Here is a 15,713-nt window from a genome sequence, read left to right as displayed (position 1 = left end):
TCGTGGCGAAAGCCACGGCGCTAATTAGTTTCTAGTCCCGCAAGGGGAAAGGGAGTTACGTGCTAGACGTCAACTTCTTCGATGAACTCCGTATTGGCCTGGCCACCGCTGAGGACATCCGTCAGTGGTCCTACGGCGAGGTCAAGAAGCCGGAGACGATCAACTACCGCACGCTCAAGCCCGAGAAGGACGGCCTGTTCTGCGAGAAGATCTTCGGACCGACTCACGACTGGGAGTGCTACTGCGGCAAGTACAAGCGCGTGCGCTTCAAGGGCATCATCTGCGAGCGCTGTGGTGTCGAGGTGACTCGCGCCAAGGTGCGTCGCGAGCGGATGGGCCACATCGAGCTGGCCGCACCGGTCACGCACATCTGGTACTTCAAGGGCGTGCCGTCGCGCCTCGGATACCTGCTCGACCTGGCGCCGAAGGATCTCGAGAAGATCATCTACTTCGCCGCCTACGTTATCGTCGGGGTCGACGACGAGATGCGGCATAACGAGCTGTCCACGCTCGAGGCCGAAATGGTGGTGGAGCGCAAAGCTGTTGAAGATCAGCGCGACGCCGACCTGGAGGCCCGTGCCCAGAAGCTCGAGGCCGACCTGGCCGAGCTGGAGGCCGAGGGCGCGAAAGCCGATGCGCGGCGCAAGGTTCGGGATAGTGGCGAGCGTGAGATGCGCCAGCTGCGCGACCGGGCCCAGCGCGAGTTGGACCGTCTCGAGGACATCTGGACGACGTTCACCAAGCTGGCTCCCAAGCAGCTGATCGTCGACGAGAACCTGTACCGCGAGCTCGTCGACCGCTACGGCGAGTACTTCACCGGGGCCATGGGCGCGGAGTCGATCCAGAAGCTGATCGAGAACTTCGACATCGACGCCGAGGCCGACATCCTGCGTGACGTCATCCGAAACGGCAAGGGGCAGAAGAAGCTTCGTGCTCTGAAGCGTCTGAAGGTCGTCGCGGCTTTCCAGCAGTCGGGCAACTCGCCGATGGGCATGGTGCTCGACGCGGTGCCGGTGATCCCGCCGGAGCTGCGCCCGATGGTGCAGCTCGACGGTGGCCGGTTCGCCACGTCCGACCTGAACGACCTGTACCGCCGCGTGATCAACCGCAACAACCGTCTCAAGAGGCTGATCGACCTCGGTGCGCCCGAGATCATCGTCAACAACGAGAAGCGGATGCTGCAGGAGTCCGTTGACGCGCTGTTCGACAACGGCCGCCGCGGCCGTCCGGTGACCGGGCCGGGTAACCGTCCGCTGAAGTCGTTGAGCGACTTGCTCAAGGGTAAGCAGGGCCGGTTCCGTCAGAACCTGCTCGGTAAGCGTGTCGACTACTCGGGCCGTTCGGTCATCGTGGTCGGCCCGCAGCTCAAGCTGCACCAGTGCGGTCTGCCCAAGCTGATGGCGCTGGAGCTGTTCAAGCCGTTCGTGATGAAGCGGCTGGTCGACCTCAACCACGCGCAGAACATCAAGAGCGCCAAGCGCATGGTCGAGCGCCAGCGTCCCCAGGTGTGGGACGTGCTCGAAGAGGTCATCGCCGAGCACCCGGTTCTGCTGAACCGCGCGCCCACCCTGCACCGACTGGGCATTCAGGCCTTCGAGCCAATGCTGGTGGAGGGCAAGGCCATTCAGCTGCACCCGTTGGTGTGTGAGGCGTTCAACGCCGACTTCGACGGTGACCAGATGGCGGTGCACCTGCCGCTGAGTGCCGAGGCGCAGGCCGAGGCTCGCATCCTGATGCTGTCGTCGAACAACATCCTGTCGCCCGCGTCAGGCCGCCCGTTGGCCATGCCGCGACTCGACATGGTGACTGGGCTGTACTACCTGACCACCGAGGTGGCTGGCGCCGAAGGCGAATACCGTGCGGCCGCCAACGACCAGCCGGAGCAGGGCGTCTACTCGTCGCCGGCCGAGGCGATCATGGCCTCCGACCGCGGGTTGCTCTCGGTGCGGGCTCAGATCAAGGTGCGATTGACGCAGCTGCGTCCGCCGGCCGAGATCGAGGCCGAGCTGTTCGGCCAGAACGGTTGGCAGCCAGGCGATGCGTGGATGGCCGAGACGACCCTGGGTCGGGTGCTGTTCAACGAGCTGCTGCCGCTGGGCTACCCGTTCGTGAACAAGCAGATGCACAAGAAGGTGCAGGCCGCGATCATCAACGACCTGGCCGAGCGCTACCCGATGATCGTGGTCGCGCAGACCGTCGACAAGCTCAAGGACGCCGGTTTCTACTGGGCGACCCGAAGCGGCGTCACGGTCTCGATGGCCGACGTGTTGGTGCCGCCCCGTAAGAAGGAGATCCTCGACCACTACGAGGACCGGGCCGACAAGGTCGAGAAGCAGTTCCAGCGTGGTGCTTTGAACCACGACGAGCGCAACGAGGCGCTGGTGGAGATCTGGAAGGAAGCCACCGACGAGGTCGGTAAGGCGCTCCGCGAGCACTACCCGGCCGACAACCCGATCATCACGATCGTCGACTCGGGTGCCACGGGTAACTTCACCCAGACCCGAACACTGGCCGGCATGAAGGGCCTGGTGACCAACCCGAAGGGTGAGTTCATCCCGCGTCCGGTCAAGTCGTCGTTCCGCGAGGGCCTGACCGTGCTGGAGTACTTCATCAACACGCACGGCGCTCGAAAGGGCTTGGCCGACACCGCGTTGCGTACTGCCGACTCGGGTTACCTGACTCGTCGTCTGGTGGACGTGTCACAGGACGTCATCGTCCGTGAGCACGACTGCGAGACCGAGCGCGGCATCATCGTCGAGCTGGCCGAGCGTCAGCCCGATGGCACCTTGATCCGTGACCCGTACATCGAAACCTCGGCGTACGCACGGACTTTGGGCGCCGACGCGGTCGACGAGGCCGGTAACGTCGTCGTCGCGCGTGGTGAGGACCTGGGCGACCCGTCGATCGAGGCCTTGCTGGCCGCGGGAATCACGCAGATCAAGGTGCGTTCGGTGCTGACGTGTACCACCGGTACCGGTGTGTGTGCGACCTGCTACGGGCGTTCGATGGCGACCGGCAAGCTGGTCGACATCGGCGAGGCCGTCGGTATCGTGGCCGCGCAGTCCATCGGTGAGCCGGGCACGCAGCTGACCATGCGTACCTTCCACCAGGGTGGTGTCGGTGAGGACATCACCGGCGGTCTGCCGCGTGTCCAGGAGCTGTTCGAGGCTCGGGTGCCGCGCGGCAAGGCGCCGATCGCCGACGTCACCGGGCGGGTTCAGCTCGAGGACGGCGAGCGCTTCTACAAGATCACCATCGTTCCCGACGATGGCGGGGAGGAAGTGGTCTACGACAAGCTCTCCAAGCGGCAGCGGCTGCGTGTGTTCAAGCACGAAGACGGTTCCGAGCGAGTGCTTTCCGACGGTGACCACGTCGAGGTCGGCCAGCAGCTGATGGAAGGCTCGGCCGATCCGCACGAGGTGCTGCGCGTGCAGGGCCCCCGCGAGGTGCAGATCCACTTGGTCCGCGAGGTCCAGGAGGTCTACCGCGCTCAGGGTGTGTCGATCCACGACAAGCACATCGAGGTGATCGTTCGCCAGATGCTGCGCCGCGTCACCATCATCGACTCGGGCTCGACGGAGTTCCTGCCCGGCTCGCTGATCGAGCGTGCCGGCTTCGAGTCGGAGAACCGTCGGGTGGTGGCCGAGGGCGGCGAGCCCGCGGCCGGGCGTCCGGTGCTGATGGGTATCACGAAGGCGTCGCTGGCCACCGACTCGTGGCTGAGTGCGGCGTCGTTCCAAGAGACCACGCGAGTCTTGACCGATGCGGCGATCAACTGCCGCAGCGACAAGCTCAACGGTCTGAAGGAGAACGTGATCATCGGAAAGCTGATCCCGGCCGGTACCGGAATCAACCGGTACCGCAACATCCAGGTTCAGCCGACCGAGGAGGCCCGCGCCGCGGCGTACACGATCCCGTCCTACGAGGATCAGTACTACAGCCCGGACTTCGGTCAGGCCACCGGTGCTGCAGTTCCGTTGGACGACTACGGATACAGCGACTACCGCTAGTTCGACGACGACGCGGCGAGGTAGTCGCCGACGAGTCGGACAATCGGGCCTGGTCGACAAGCGAAAAAGCCCCGGGTTCATCCCCGGGGCTTTTTCGTGGGCGCACACTTTATGGGGAGAAATTGTCAAGGCCTGTGGATCGGGTGTTTTCAGGCGACCTCCGTTCCGGCGCCACGGCCATGAAACTGCTGTATCTAGCCATGCGCCACATCAACCAGAAACGAGGCAACCAAGGGCAAGGAACCTACCACTGGACTGAAGCACTCAACACCGTCACCATCCGATTCCCCGACCGACTCCCACTATGACCCAAAGACAAACGGCCGCCACACCTTACACAGCTAGCTTGACAAGCCCGGCCGGTAATGGCTCGGGCAACTCCCGCAACGGCCATGGCCGCAAAACGGTGCTCACCACGGCCGGACCGGTCGACTTGGAAGTACCGCGAACTGCTCGAGGCGGATCTTGAGGTGGATCCGAGCATGGACGACCATTCCCGAACCAGCGCGCCAACGCCGGCTCTTGATCAGACCTCGGACATTCAGATCATCCTCGGGAAGGTGCGCCCACTATTACGCCCGCACACCGAGACTCATCCACAAGTTCTGCTCATTGCTCCCCTTTTTTCTGGGTCCCCGGGGCCCATATTGTGTTTATGGGTTTTGTTTATGGGCCAAAAATGCAATCTCTCATCGAAGAGGAGGCTCCAGCACCGGTTCTGCCGCCATAAGTTCGCTGGAGAGGTCGGTGGCGCTGATCGGCTGCACCATTGGCGTTGCGATAGCCGCAGATTCGGAGCTGGGAACGGGTGTAGTTCCCGCGTGGCGGCGCTCCAGCGTGCGACCCCGGAAGAAGTCGGGCGACATTGCCCACCAGATGCACATCAGAATAACGCCGATCAAGATTGAAGCGACGCCAACTACAGCCACCGCGCCGAATCCGAAGATCGTGACATTATGGCCGTCGTTGTCGACAAGCCAATCCGCCTGAGCGTATTGGGTCAACGCGAAGACGAAAACGACCGTCAGTGTCGCCCCACCGATCAGCGGAAACACACCGCGCATGAAGAAATTGCGCACCGATGTGGTGAGGGTCTTGCGGTAGTAGTGTACGCACGCGTAACCGGTCATCGCGTAGTAGAGCGCGATGACGAGCCCGATCGAACCGACGAGGGCGTTCAGTAAATTCGGGCTGATCATCGTGAACAATATGTAGAACAGGACCGACACAGTTCCCATCACGATCGTCGACACCGACGGCGTCTGATACTTGAGGTGCATCTTGGCGAATGATTCGGGCAGCGCCTTGCAGGATGCCATCGACAGCGACGTTCGCGCGGCCGGCAGGATCGATGTTTGGGTACAGGCTGACGCCGATGTCAGGATCGATGCCGACAACAGCAGCAGACCGATCTGGCCGAGGAAGCTGTGTCCGAACAACGGCGGACCGATCGCGGCGAAGACATCGTTAGCGCTGTCCGGATTGGACAGACCGCCTTCTTCGCGGCCAACGCCAGCAAACGCAATGCTCGCCACCGTCACCAAAATATAGGTAAGTACCAGCAAGACGGTTGACATCACGGCGGCGCGTCCAGGGGTGCGACTTGGGTCGTCGGACTCCTCGTTACAGGTCACTGCGGTCTCGAAACCCCAGAAGATGAAGATCGTGATCAGGACTGCCGGGGCGATACTTGTACCGAAGTCCAAGCCACCTGGCCACAACCAAGACAACGAGGGTTGCAGCGAGTGCGGCCCGCCGTGGCTTGTGTAAATCCTGATCAGTGCGATGAACGCAACGCCAACAAGGACAACAAGTTCGACGGACAACAAGACATACTGTAAACGGGCCGACACATCGATACCGCGGTAGTTGACGTAGGCCATCACGACGATCCAGAGCACGCCCGCGCCCATGGTCCACGCCGTGCTGTTAGCGAGGTGGGCCGCTGAGTGCCAGCCAAGGTTGCCGACAAATGTAAACGAGTACGAGCCGGCGATTTGTGCCAGGTTGGCCATCAAGATCACGTCCGCGGCGATGATTGCCCATCCGCCGATCCATCCGGCGACTGGTCCGAATGCCCGGGAGGACCAAGCGAATGCGGTACCGCAGTCCGGTTCGGCTCGATTCAACTCTTTGTAAGCGATAGCGAGCATATACATCGGGATAAATGCGATCAGCACGATCACGGGTGCCTTGACGCCGCAGAGTATGTTTCCGTTGCGTGCAACGATAAGCCCTAGCGTGGCCGCGAGGCTGTAGGGAGGTGCGGTTGAGGCGGTACCGATGACGATGCTGGATAACAATCCAACTGAACCGTCTTTAAGCCAATTTGCTTTTTACCGTAAATTGTGTTGCATCGCTGTCGCTCATATATATATTACCTCCCCGGATTCAAATCGATACAGTTCGCCGGAGCACGAGGCCGAAATGACCGGTCCGACACAGCCAGCTGTTGCATGCTCTGTTATCGCCATACGCTTTGGGTATCTCTCGGAAGGGCGATGAACCAACGCTTCCGTGGCGGGAAAATGACTCGCCCTTGCATCGCTATAGTCATAGGCCGCAATGTGTTTGAGGAAATTGTGGCGCAATCCAATCAAGCAGGATGCGGCACACGCAGTCCCGAGGCCTATTAGCGGAATTCGTATCAATGATCTCTCGGCGGGTATCAGGTCACTTTGGGTGGGTGAAGATTGTTCGGTGCCAGGGTCTTTCGGTTACTCGTGATGTCGCTCATGACGTGGCGCCGTTGATCCAGCTCCCGGCGAGCGCCACGGTTGCTTTCATCTGGCCAAGATAGCGGACCCTCACCACGCATGGCGACGTATATCGCACTTCCAGTGACTGATAACGACGTTTTCAACATTGGATATGCCATTCAACAACGGAATCCGTGGTTGGGTGGCGTTGTAGTGGAAGGTTCGGCTGACCCGCACGAGGTGCTGATGGGTATCACGAAGGCGTCGTTGGCCACCGACTTGTGGCTGAGTGCGGCCTCGTTCCAGGAGACCACGCGAGTGCTGACCGATGCGGCGATCAACTGCCGCAGCGACAAGCTAGCCGTTTTGCGGCGGGATGGCGACACCTTCACTCGCCGGCAGGTTGAACAAGTCCTCGGCGATCACCGTCTGGGTAGCGCACGAGGCCTGCGGCGCGCAGTGTGGGATAGCGATCACGGGCGGTTCCGACAACGCTTCGGCGCTCTGACGCGGCAGCGTCGACCGTGAAAGAAGCTGGGCGATATTGCCCACCAAGCGAGCATTAGGACCGCCCCGAGCACCATCGAGCCCACGCCGACCACAGCCACCGCGCCGAACCCAAAGATCGTGACATTGCGACCTTGGTCGACGAGCCAGTCCGCCCTGGCGTATTCGATCAGGCCGAAGATGAAGACGATTGTCAGCAAGACGCCGCCCAGCAGAGGAAGCACTCCGCGCATCATGAAATCCCGAAGTGAGTTGGTGAGGGTCTTGCGGTAGTACCGGACGCAGGCGTAGCCGGTGAGTCCGTAGTAGAACGCGATCACCAATCCGACCGACCCGATCAGGGCACTTAGCAAACTCGAACTGATCACCGTAAACAGCACGTAGAACAGGATCGATGCCGCTCCCATCGTGATCGTCGACACGGTCGGCGTCAGGTATCGAGGGTGCATCTTCGCGAATGAGCCGGGCAGCGCCTTAAACACCGCCATCGACAGTGTGGTCCGCGCGGTCGGCATGATGGTCGTCTGCGTCGAAGCCGACGCCGACGTCAGGATCGATGCCGAAAGCAACAGCAGCCCGATTTTGCCGAGCACGCCGTCACCGAACAGGGCTGAGCCGAACGCGGCGAAGACATCGTCAGAGTTATCTGGATTGCCCAAACCACTGCCCTCGACGCCGATGCCGGCGAACGCGATGGTCGACACCGTCACCAAGGCGTAGGTTGCCAGCAGCAGGAAGGTCGAAAGTACGGCCGCGCGCCCGGGGGTGCGGCCGGGATCGTCGGACTCCTCGTTGCACGCTACCGCGGAGTCAAAGCCCCAGTAGATGAAAATTGTGATGAGCAACGCTGGGGCGATGGACGTGCCGAAATCCAGACCGCCGGGCCACAGCCAGGACAGCGATGGCCGCAGCGAGCCCGGCGGGGCGCTATTGGTGTAAACCTTGATCAGCGCGATGGCTGAGATGGCCGCCAACACAACGACTTCGACGGATAGCAGTACGTACTGCAGCCGAGCCGATACTTCAATGCCGCGGTAACAGATGTAGGTCATCGCTGCGATCCAGATCACGCCCGTGAGCGTCGTCCACACTGTACTGCTGGCCAGGCTGGCCGCCGAATGCCAGCCGAGATCTGCGACAAACGTGAACGAGTACGTGCCGGCGATTTGTGCCAGGTTAGCCATCACGATCACGTCGGCAGCGATGATGCCCCAGCCACCGAGCCAACCGGTGATCGGCCCGAATGCGCGCGATGCCCACGTGAATGTGGTCCCGCAGTCGGGTTCGGCTTTGTTCAGCTCCTGGTATGCGACCGCGATCAGATACATCGGGATGAATGAGAGCAGCACGATCGCCGGAGCCTTGACGCCGCAAAGCAACGCGCCGCGGTGGGCCACGATGAGTCCCAATGTCGCCGCCAAGCTGTAGGCCGGTGCGGTGGAGGCCGTGCCGATGACGATGCTGGAGAGCAACCCGACCACGCCGCCTTTGAGGCCCTTGCTATTCGCGGGGATGCTCGTAGCTTCACCCTTGGTCATGAAACCTCCTGCTGATCGCTTGGTCTGGCAAAGCGTGCAGTTGTGCGGTGAGTCCACGGATGTGACTCAACTTCGGATGGGCAACTCCTGTAGGCCCCACGGTGACCCGTAGGCGCTGAGTAGCTCCAAGAAGGGCACCGAGTCGAACGCTTCCGGGCCGAGCACCCCCGAACCGTGCCAGGTCCCGCTAGCCAAGAGCTCAAGCGCCACAACCGGATTGATCGCCGTCTGCCAGACCACACACTGGTGCCCGTACTCGTCCATCGACCATTGGTTATCGACGACGTGATACAGGTAGGTCGACCGCGGGTCGCCGTCTTTGCCGGTTCCGGTCACCCACAGACCTGCACATGTCTTTCCGTGCATCTTCGGTCCCAGGGTCGCCGGATCGGGCAGGCATCCCGCCACCACGTCGCGCGGGCTGACTTGCGCGCCACCGACCGCGACCTTTCCCGTGCGGTCCAGGCCGAGCTTGTGGAGCGTCTTGAGCACGTCGATGAACTCAGAGCCCAGACCGTATTTGAAGGTAACCCGCTTAGCTTTGACCCATCGCGGCATCAGCAGCACTTCCTCGTGCTCCACGTTGACGCATTCCACCGGGCCGATGCCTTCTGGGAAGTCGAAAACCTCTGGCTCGCTGAAGGGTTCAGTGACGAACCAGCCACGGTCGTGCTCCCAGATCACCGGCGGGTTGAGGCACTCCTCGATGGTGGTCCAGATGGAAAACGACGGCGCGAAGTCGTATCCATCCACGGTGAGATTGGCGCCGTCACGGGTGCCAAGCTCGTCGATTTCGGCGAACAGGTGATCGGCGGCATACCGGGCAAATACGTCGGAAAGCCCCGGCTCAACCCCCATGCCGAGCAGCGCAAGCCGATCAGCCGCCTGCCATTGCTCTCCGGCGGAGAACTGCTGGTCACCCAGCTTGATTCCAGCCAGCCGATAGGGCTCTTCGGGATGGCGTTGGGACAAGCTCATCGCCATGTCCAAATAGTCGGATCCGGCAGCCAGCGCCCCCTCGAAGATCGGCATCACGAACCGCGGGTCAACCGCGTTCACGACGTGGGTGATCCGGTGTTGCCGTGCCGTGGCGGCCACCGCGTCCGCAGATCCGGCGTCCAAGCCAGCTGCGCTAAATCGGCTATCAGCCAATGCGTGGGTGACTTGATTTGCTTTCGCTTCGTTGTAATCACAGACCACGACGTGCTGAAAGAAGTTGCGGCGCGCCGCAATCGAGCAAAACGCGGCGCCCACCCCCCCGGCGCCTACTAACAAGATTCGCATCGGTGATCTGCGCGATTGCGTGGTCGTGGCAGACGACGAGTTGCGCTGCACTTCTAACTTGGTCATGCGCTAGCTAGGCCTTTCTGGTCAGTTCGGAGATAATCGGCGTGCGCCCCAGACGCGGCGTGTATCGAAGTGCGGCTGCAGGAGGGGCGGGGATCAGGCCACTTTGGGTGGGTGAAGACTGTTCGTTACCAGGGTTTTTCGGCTGCTCCGGTGATGTCGCTCATCACGTGTTTGATGGTTAGGTGTTCGTCGAGTGAATAGCTGGACGCAGCCGGTGTTGATCTCGGGGGAGGCTCGCGGTGCAATCCTGACCCGCGTTGTGCCGGGCACGTCGAATTCCTCGGCCAATCGCAGGGGCTTACCGGTTTGGCGCACTTCGTCGTCGACGAGTTCGGGTGTGTGTAGTTCGGTCAGGTCTGCCAGCCTGGTCAGCACGGTGCAGCGTTGGGCGGGGGTGGTGGCCCGTTCCCGCAGTGCGAGGCGCGCCGCGGCAACGGCGCGATCGACGTCGGCGGGCGTACCCAGGGTTAATTCGGCGACCGTTTGCTGATTGGCAGGGTTGATCACTGCATGCCGGCCTCCAGAGGTGACTTCCGATGCGCCGTTGATCCAGCTCTCGGCGAGCGCCACCGTTGCTGTCATCTGGCCAAGATAGCGGACCCTCACCACGCATGGCGACGTATATCGCACTTCCAGTCACTGATAACGACGTTTTCAACATTGTGCGTGCCATTCAACAACGGAATCCGTGGTTGGGTGGCGCTGCAGTGGAAGGTTCGGCTGACTCGCACGAGGTGCTGTTCCTGTTGCGGTGCGGGCTCAACGAGACACTCCGTTCCTGGGTTATGAACGTGTACAGCTCAAGTCCCTCGACGAGAGGTTGGCTCTATGGGGCGCTAAAAGCGCTGCCGGACATCATCATTCATGCCGCCACCGGTCTGTTCGCGGTTGCGGTGCGTCGTGTTTTCCAACCTACCGATACTCGCTGTGTCTTTCCGTATGGCGTGGATGCGCTCATTCCCGCATTGGCCGCCCACTGCAGATTGCCGTGTTGATCATGGCGCTCAGGATGCAATTGCTGCCTCGTTGTTCCATGTCATCCATACGCCATTGCCGGTGATGACGGCCTGGTCAGTATCGGGCAGTTTTCTCGAGGCAGCCGTGCTCGGTCTGTTGATGTCGTTGACTTGGATCTGGTCGCAACAAGCCGAACCGCGGTTAACGCCTTACCCGACGGCGCCTTTCGAAAACTGAGGTGCGCTTCGCACGTGGACACCCAAACGATGCACCTCACGCGCCGCTGCCGAGCGAGCAGGCTATGCGCGTCCGCTTTCCCCAGCGTGCGGATGAGCTCGGAGAACTCCGCGGGCGTGTAATTGCGGTGCCGGTGCCGCAAGTAGACGTCCTTCGGCAGGATCAGCGCGTCCACCTCGTCCTCGGCGATCACCGTGGAGTTCCGGCAGTCGCCCCGCGCCACGCCGGTGACACCCAACGGTTCCCACGGCTGCACCCAAAAATAGTCGTAGCCGCCCGACGGCCGGCCGCGTAGCCCGGCCGTCGATGGGATATACACAGCTGGCCCGGGCGCCGACCTCGGTCAGGCATTCGCCGGGCGAAAGATGGCTCAGGCGAGTGCTTTTGAAGCCGATGCCGGGATCGATGTGGCCGGTCCGGTACCCGCGGGCCGCGACCTTACGCAGAAATGCCATGCGCTTCTCGTGGTCCCAGTCGAGCGCGTTGCCCGCCAGGAAACGCCGCCGCTCCGGCTCGGGAGCGTTGCGCAATGCCGGTACGCAGATGACGCGATCCTTGAGCGACGGTGGCCGGGCGATTACCAAATCGGCTACCAGCGCCGCGAATTCGGGATTGTCTTCGGTGTGTTCGAGCAGCACGCTGGTGCGCCGTCCGCCGTTTCGCCCGCCCCGCCGATGAAGCTGTCCACGACGTCAGCTTGGATGTCGTCGACGATGACCGCCGCGTTGTGCGCCGCGCGACGCACGGCCTCCTCGGATCCGAAGCTGCCCCGGAAGAAGGCGAAGCGCAGGTCGCCTTCATGGGTGACTACCGAGGTCTCGAGGTTGGCCTCGCCGGCATTGATCGGGTTGTCGCCCTCGAGAAGGTACGTGCGTCCCTCCCGGTCGTGCAGGGCATAGGCCGCGTTGGCGGTCCGCTGGTCGATGAAAATCTGATAGTTGCGCGAGCTCCTCAGGTGGGTGCCGCGCTGGCGCAGTGCATCCGCGCAGCGTAGGCAGCGGATGGTGTCCACGACGTCGGCGACGAACTCTTGGGCTTGCGGCGCAACAACTTCCAGCCAGGCGAACGCCGTGCCCTCGAAATCGTCGTAGTGCCGGCCGAGCAGCTGCGCGCGGTGCTCTTCCAATGCCTCCGGACTCGCCGCGTGCTGCAGCGCGGCCTGGTGATGCGCGCGCTGGTCGTCGTTGCGGCTCTTCGTCACTCGCTTCGCGTGGTACAGCGCCTCGAGAGGATGGCTCAGGATGTGGAGCATCCTTTCGCGCAGGGCGTTGGTGCCGTTGAGTACGGAGGCGGGCACGGAGCTCTTGCTGTGCGCATAGCCGAGCGACGCGAGTTCACGCAGGATCGGTTGCGGGGGCCCCTCGAACACCCCGGCATTGGTCAGGCGCAGCACCCGCCAGGCCAGGTTCCCGATGTTTTCCTCCCACAGGATGTCGACGATTTCGTCGAAGGCCGCCCCACCGAACGCCTCGTGCCCGCCGAACTCCGCATGGACCGCTCGCCCAAAGGGATTCAGGTCGGACATCCCGATGTCACGGGCGTAGGCGAGTAGGCAGCCGTAGCTCGTCATGAAGTCCAGCCGAAGCTGCGGCCGCTCGTCGATCTTGACTCCCGACACATTCGCGATCATGTCGACGATGCGGTGGGCGACGTCGCGCATGTGCATCACGCCGTGATCGGTGAACAGCGCGAGGTGGCTGATCGGATCCTCCAGAAAGGTCGGATCCTTGGCCACCTCTTCGAGCGTCAGGCTCGCGTCGACTTTCGAGTAGTAATCGCGCTCGATGAGCTCGCGAATGCGGGCGGGAAGCAGCAAATCCAGTCAGTGCTGTGCATCGAATCCACCGCCGAATCGGTCGAGCATCCGTGTTTGCTCAGGCGATCTCACGTTCTCCCCGCGCGGTCCAGCGGCGTGCTCGCCCGTCGGTGCCGCTCACTACACTGGCCAACGTGCTGATCGGTTCCCATGTCAGTCCCCAAGACCCGCTGGCCGCAGCGGAGGCCGAGGGCGCTGACGTTGTACAGATATTCCTCGGCAACCCGCAGAGTTGGAAGGCGCCCAAGCCCCGCGAGGACGCCGCCGTGCTGAAGGCCGCCGCGCTGCCGATCTACGTACATGCGCCCTACCTGATCAATGTCGCGTCGGCGAACAACAAGGTACGGATCCCGTCGCGCAAGATCCTGCAGCAGACGTGCGATGCGGCCGCCGACATCGGCGCCGCGGCGGTCATCGTGCACGGCGGCCACGTCGCCGACGACAACGACCTCGACGAGGGTTTTCAGCGCTGGCGCAAGGCGCTCGATCAGCTGGAATCCACCGTGCCGGTGTTTTTGGAAAACACGGCGGGCGGGGACCACGCGATGGCCCGCCACTTCGACACCATCGCCAGGTTGTGGGATGTCATCGGCGACAGTGGAATTGGCTTCTGCCTGGACACCTGCCACACGTGGGCGGCCGGCGAGGCGCTGGTCGATGCCGTCGATCGGATCAAGGCCATCACCGGACGGATCGATCTGGTGCACTGCAACGACTCCAAGGACGAGGCGGGCTCGGGCCGGGACCGGCACGCCAACCTGGGCACCAGCCAGATCGATCCCGACTTGCTGGTCGCGGCGGTCAAGGCCGCGGGCGCGCCGGTGATCTGCGAAACGTCCGACGAGGGCCGCAAAGACGACATCGCGTTCCTGCGCGAGAACGCCAACGCCTGAGCCCCAGACCAGCGCATTACACCTCTTGTGCGGTTGTTGGAAAACTGTAATATGGGTGGCATGTCAGACACGCATGTCGTCACCAACCAGGTTCCGCCGCTGGAGAACTACAACCCCGCCACCTCACCGATGCTCGTCGAGGCCCTGATCCGCGAGGGCGGGCAGTGGGGACTGGACGAGGTGCACGCGGTGGGGGCTTTGTCGGCCAGTCGCGAAGCCCAGCGCTGGGGCGAGCTCGCCGACCGCAATCAGCCCATCCTGCATACGCACGACCGCACCGGGCACCGGGTCGACGAGGTCGAGTTCGACCCGGCTTACCACGAGTTGATGCGCGCGGCGATCGCGCACGGCATGCACGCGGCGCCGTGGGCCGACGACCGCCCGGGCGCTCACGTGGTCCGGGCCGCGAAGACATCGGCGTGGAACGTCGAGCCGGGCCACGTCTGCCCGATCTCGATGACGTATGCCGTCGTCCCGGCGCTGCGCTACAACCCCGAGCTGGCGGCCGTCTACGAGCCGTTGCTGACCAGTCGCGAGTACGACCCGGAACTCAAACTGGCCACCACGAAGGCCGGCATCACCGCGGGTATGTCGATGACCGAGAAGCAGGGTGGCTCCGACGTGCGCGCCGGCACCACCCAGGCGACCCCCAACGGCGACGGCACCTACAGCCTGATCGGCCACAAATGGTTCACCTCGGCGCCGATGTGCGACATCTTCCTGGTCCTCGCGCAGGCGCCCGGCGGATTGTCGTGCTTCATGCTGCCGCGCATCCTGCCCGACGGCACCCGCAACCGGATGTTCCTGCAGCGACTCAAAGACAAGCTCGGCAACCACGCCAACGCCTCGAGCGAGGTGGAATACGACGGCGCCACCGCCTGGCTGGTGGGCGAGGAGGGGCGCGGGGTGCCGACCATCATCGAGATGGTCAACCTGACCCGCCTGGACTGCACCCTGGGCAGCGCCACCAGCATGCGTACCGGGCTGACCCGTGCCATCCACCACGCCCAGCATCGGAAAGCGTTCGGCGCCTACCTGATTGATCAGCCGCTGATGCGCAACGTGCTCGCCGACCTGGCCGTCGAGGCCGAGGCCGCCACGATCGTCGCGATGCGGATGGCCGGTGCCACCGACGCCGCGTTGCGCGGGGACGAGAAGGAAGCCCTGCTGCGCCGCATCGGCCTGGCGGCCAGCAAGTACTGGGTGTGCAAGCGCTCTACCCCGCACGCCGCCGAAGCGCTCGAATGCCTGGGCGGCAACGGCTACGTCGAAGAGTCCGGCATGCCGCGCCTGTACCGCGAGGCGCCGCTGATGGGCATCTGGGAAGGATCCGGCAACGTCAGTGCGCTGGACACCTTGCGCGCCATGGCAACTCGGCCCGAATGCGTCGAGGTGCTGTTCGCCGAGCTGGAAGAGAGCACGCACCAGGATCCGCGGCTGGGCAGCCACGTCGAACGGCTCCGGCACGACCTGAGCGACTTCGACACCATCCAGTACCGCGCCCGCAAGGTCGCCGAGGACATCTGCCTGGCCCTGCAGGGTTCGCTGCTGGTGCGTCACGGCCACCCCGCTGTGGCCGAGGCATTCCTGGCGACGCGTCTGGACGGGCAATGGGGTGGTGCGTTCGGCACCATGCCGACCGGTCTGGATCTGGCCCCTATCCTGGAGCGGTCCCTGGTAAAGGGCTGAGCCACAAGATGACCCGC

8 protein-coding genes and 1 pseudogene are annotated in these 15,713 nt (G+C 63.2%); 4 read left to right on the top strand and 5 right to left on the bottom strand.

The window, feature by feature from the left end; all coding sequences use genetic code 11:
• Positions 1-59 precede the first annotated feature (59 nt).
• Positions 60-4,010, top strand: coding sequence for a DNA-directed RNA polymerase subunit beta' (locus tag G6N54_RS14160; RefSeq protein ID WP_163790677.1), 3,951 nt, complete (start codon positions 60-62; stop codon positions 4,008-4,010).
• A gap of 689 nt (positions 4,011-4,699) precedes the next feature.
• Here the strand turns inward: G6N54_RS14160 and G6N54_RS14150 are convergent.
• The 4 genes and pseudogenes from G6N54_RS14150 to G6N54_RS14135 all read right to left on the bottom strand — a co-directional run bounded on the left by G6N54_RS14150 (position 4,700) and on the right by G6N54_RS14135 (position 10,674).
• On the bottom strand, positions 4,700-6,313 hold the full coding sequence (locus G6N54_RS14150) for an APC family permease (protein ID WP_163790676.1): 1,614 nt from the start codon (positions 6,311-6,313) through the stop codon (positions 4,700-4,702).
• 753 nt (positions 6,314-7,066) lie between these two features.
• A pseudogene (locus G6N54_RS14145) lies at positions 7,067-8,754 on the bottom strand (APC family permease).
• Positions 8,755-8,820: 66 nt separating this feature from the next.
• Positions 8,821-10,038, bottom strand: coding sequence for a saccharopine dehydrogenase family protein (locus tag G6N54_RS14140; protein ID WP_163794731.1), 1,218 nt, complete (start codon positions 10,036-10,038; stop codon positions 8,821-8,823).
• A gap of 159 nt (positions 10,039-10,197) precedes the next feature.
• Positions 10,198-10,674 carry an aldehyde dehydrogenase family protein gene (locus G6N54_RS14135; RefSeq protein ID WP_232073705.1) on the bottom strand — a complete coding sequence of 159 codons (477 nt, stop codon included), beginning with the start codon at positions 10,672-10,674 and terminating at the stop codon, positions 10,198-10,200.
• Positions 10,675-10,715: 41 nt separating this feature from the next.
• On the opposite strand from G6N54_RS14135, the gene G6N54_RS14130 reads away from it, so the two are divergent.
• A complete protein-coding gene (locus G6N54_RS14130) occupies positions 10,716-11,099 on the top strand; it encodes a hypothetical protein (protein ID WP_163790674.1) in 384 nt (127 codons plus the stop codon).
• Between the two features lie 788 nt (positions 11,100-11,887).
• On the opposite strand, the gene G6N54_RS14125 is transcribed toward G6N54_RS14130, so the two are convergent.
• The gene (locus G6N54_RS14125) at positions 11,888-13,114 is read right to left on the bottom strand and encodes a hypothetical protein (protein ID WP_163790673.1); all 1,227 of its coding nucleotides are present in this window, start codon (positions 13,112-13,114) and stop codon (positions 11,888-11,890) included.
• Between the two features lie 134 nt (positions 13,115-13,248).
• Between G6N54_RS14125 and G6N54_RS14120 the strand changes: the two genes are divergently transcribed.
• Together G6N54_RS14120 and G6N54_RS14115 are read left to right on the top strand one after the other, a co-directional pair.
• Positions 13,249-14,007, top strand: a complete 759-nt coding sequence (locus G6N54_RS14120; protein WP_163790672.1) for a deoxyribonuclease IV — start codon at positions 13,249-13,251, stop codon at positions 14,005-14,007.
• A gap of 60 nt (positions 14,008-14,067) precedes the next feature.
• Positions 14,068-15,696 carry an acyl-CoA dehydrogenase family protein gene (locus G6N54_RS14115; protein WP_163790671.1) on the top strand — a complete coding sequence of 543 codons (1,629 nt, stop codon included), beginning with the start codon at positions 14,068-14,070 and terminating at the stop codon, positions 15,694-15,696.
• The last annotated feature ends 17 nt before the right edge of the window (positions 15,697-15,713 follow it).

The organism is Mycobacterium stomatepiae, from assembly GCF_010731715.1.
GTDB classification, from domain to species: domain Bacteria; phylum Actinomycetota; class Actinomycetes; order Mycobacteriales; family Mycobacteriaceae; genus Mycobacterium; species Mycobacterium stomatepiae.
This window is presented reverse-complemented; position numbering and strand designations above follow the sequence as displayed.

What these genes read in the sequence shown, in the direction of transcription:
- G6N54_RS14140 (WP_163794731.1), bottom strand. Translation starts at nt 10,038, where the DNA reads ATGCGAATCTTGTTAGTAGGCGCCGGGGGGGTGGGCGCCGCGTTTTGC.
- G6N54_RS14115 (WP_163790671.1), top strand. Translation starts at nt 14,068, where the DNA reads ATGTCAGACACGCATGTCGTCACCAACCAGGTTCCGCCGCTGGAGAAC.
- G6N54_RS14130 (WP_163790674.1), top strand. Translation starts at nt 10,716, where the DNA reads ATGGCGACGTATATCGCACTTCCAGTCACTGATAACGACGTTTTCAAC.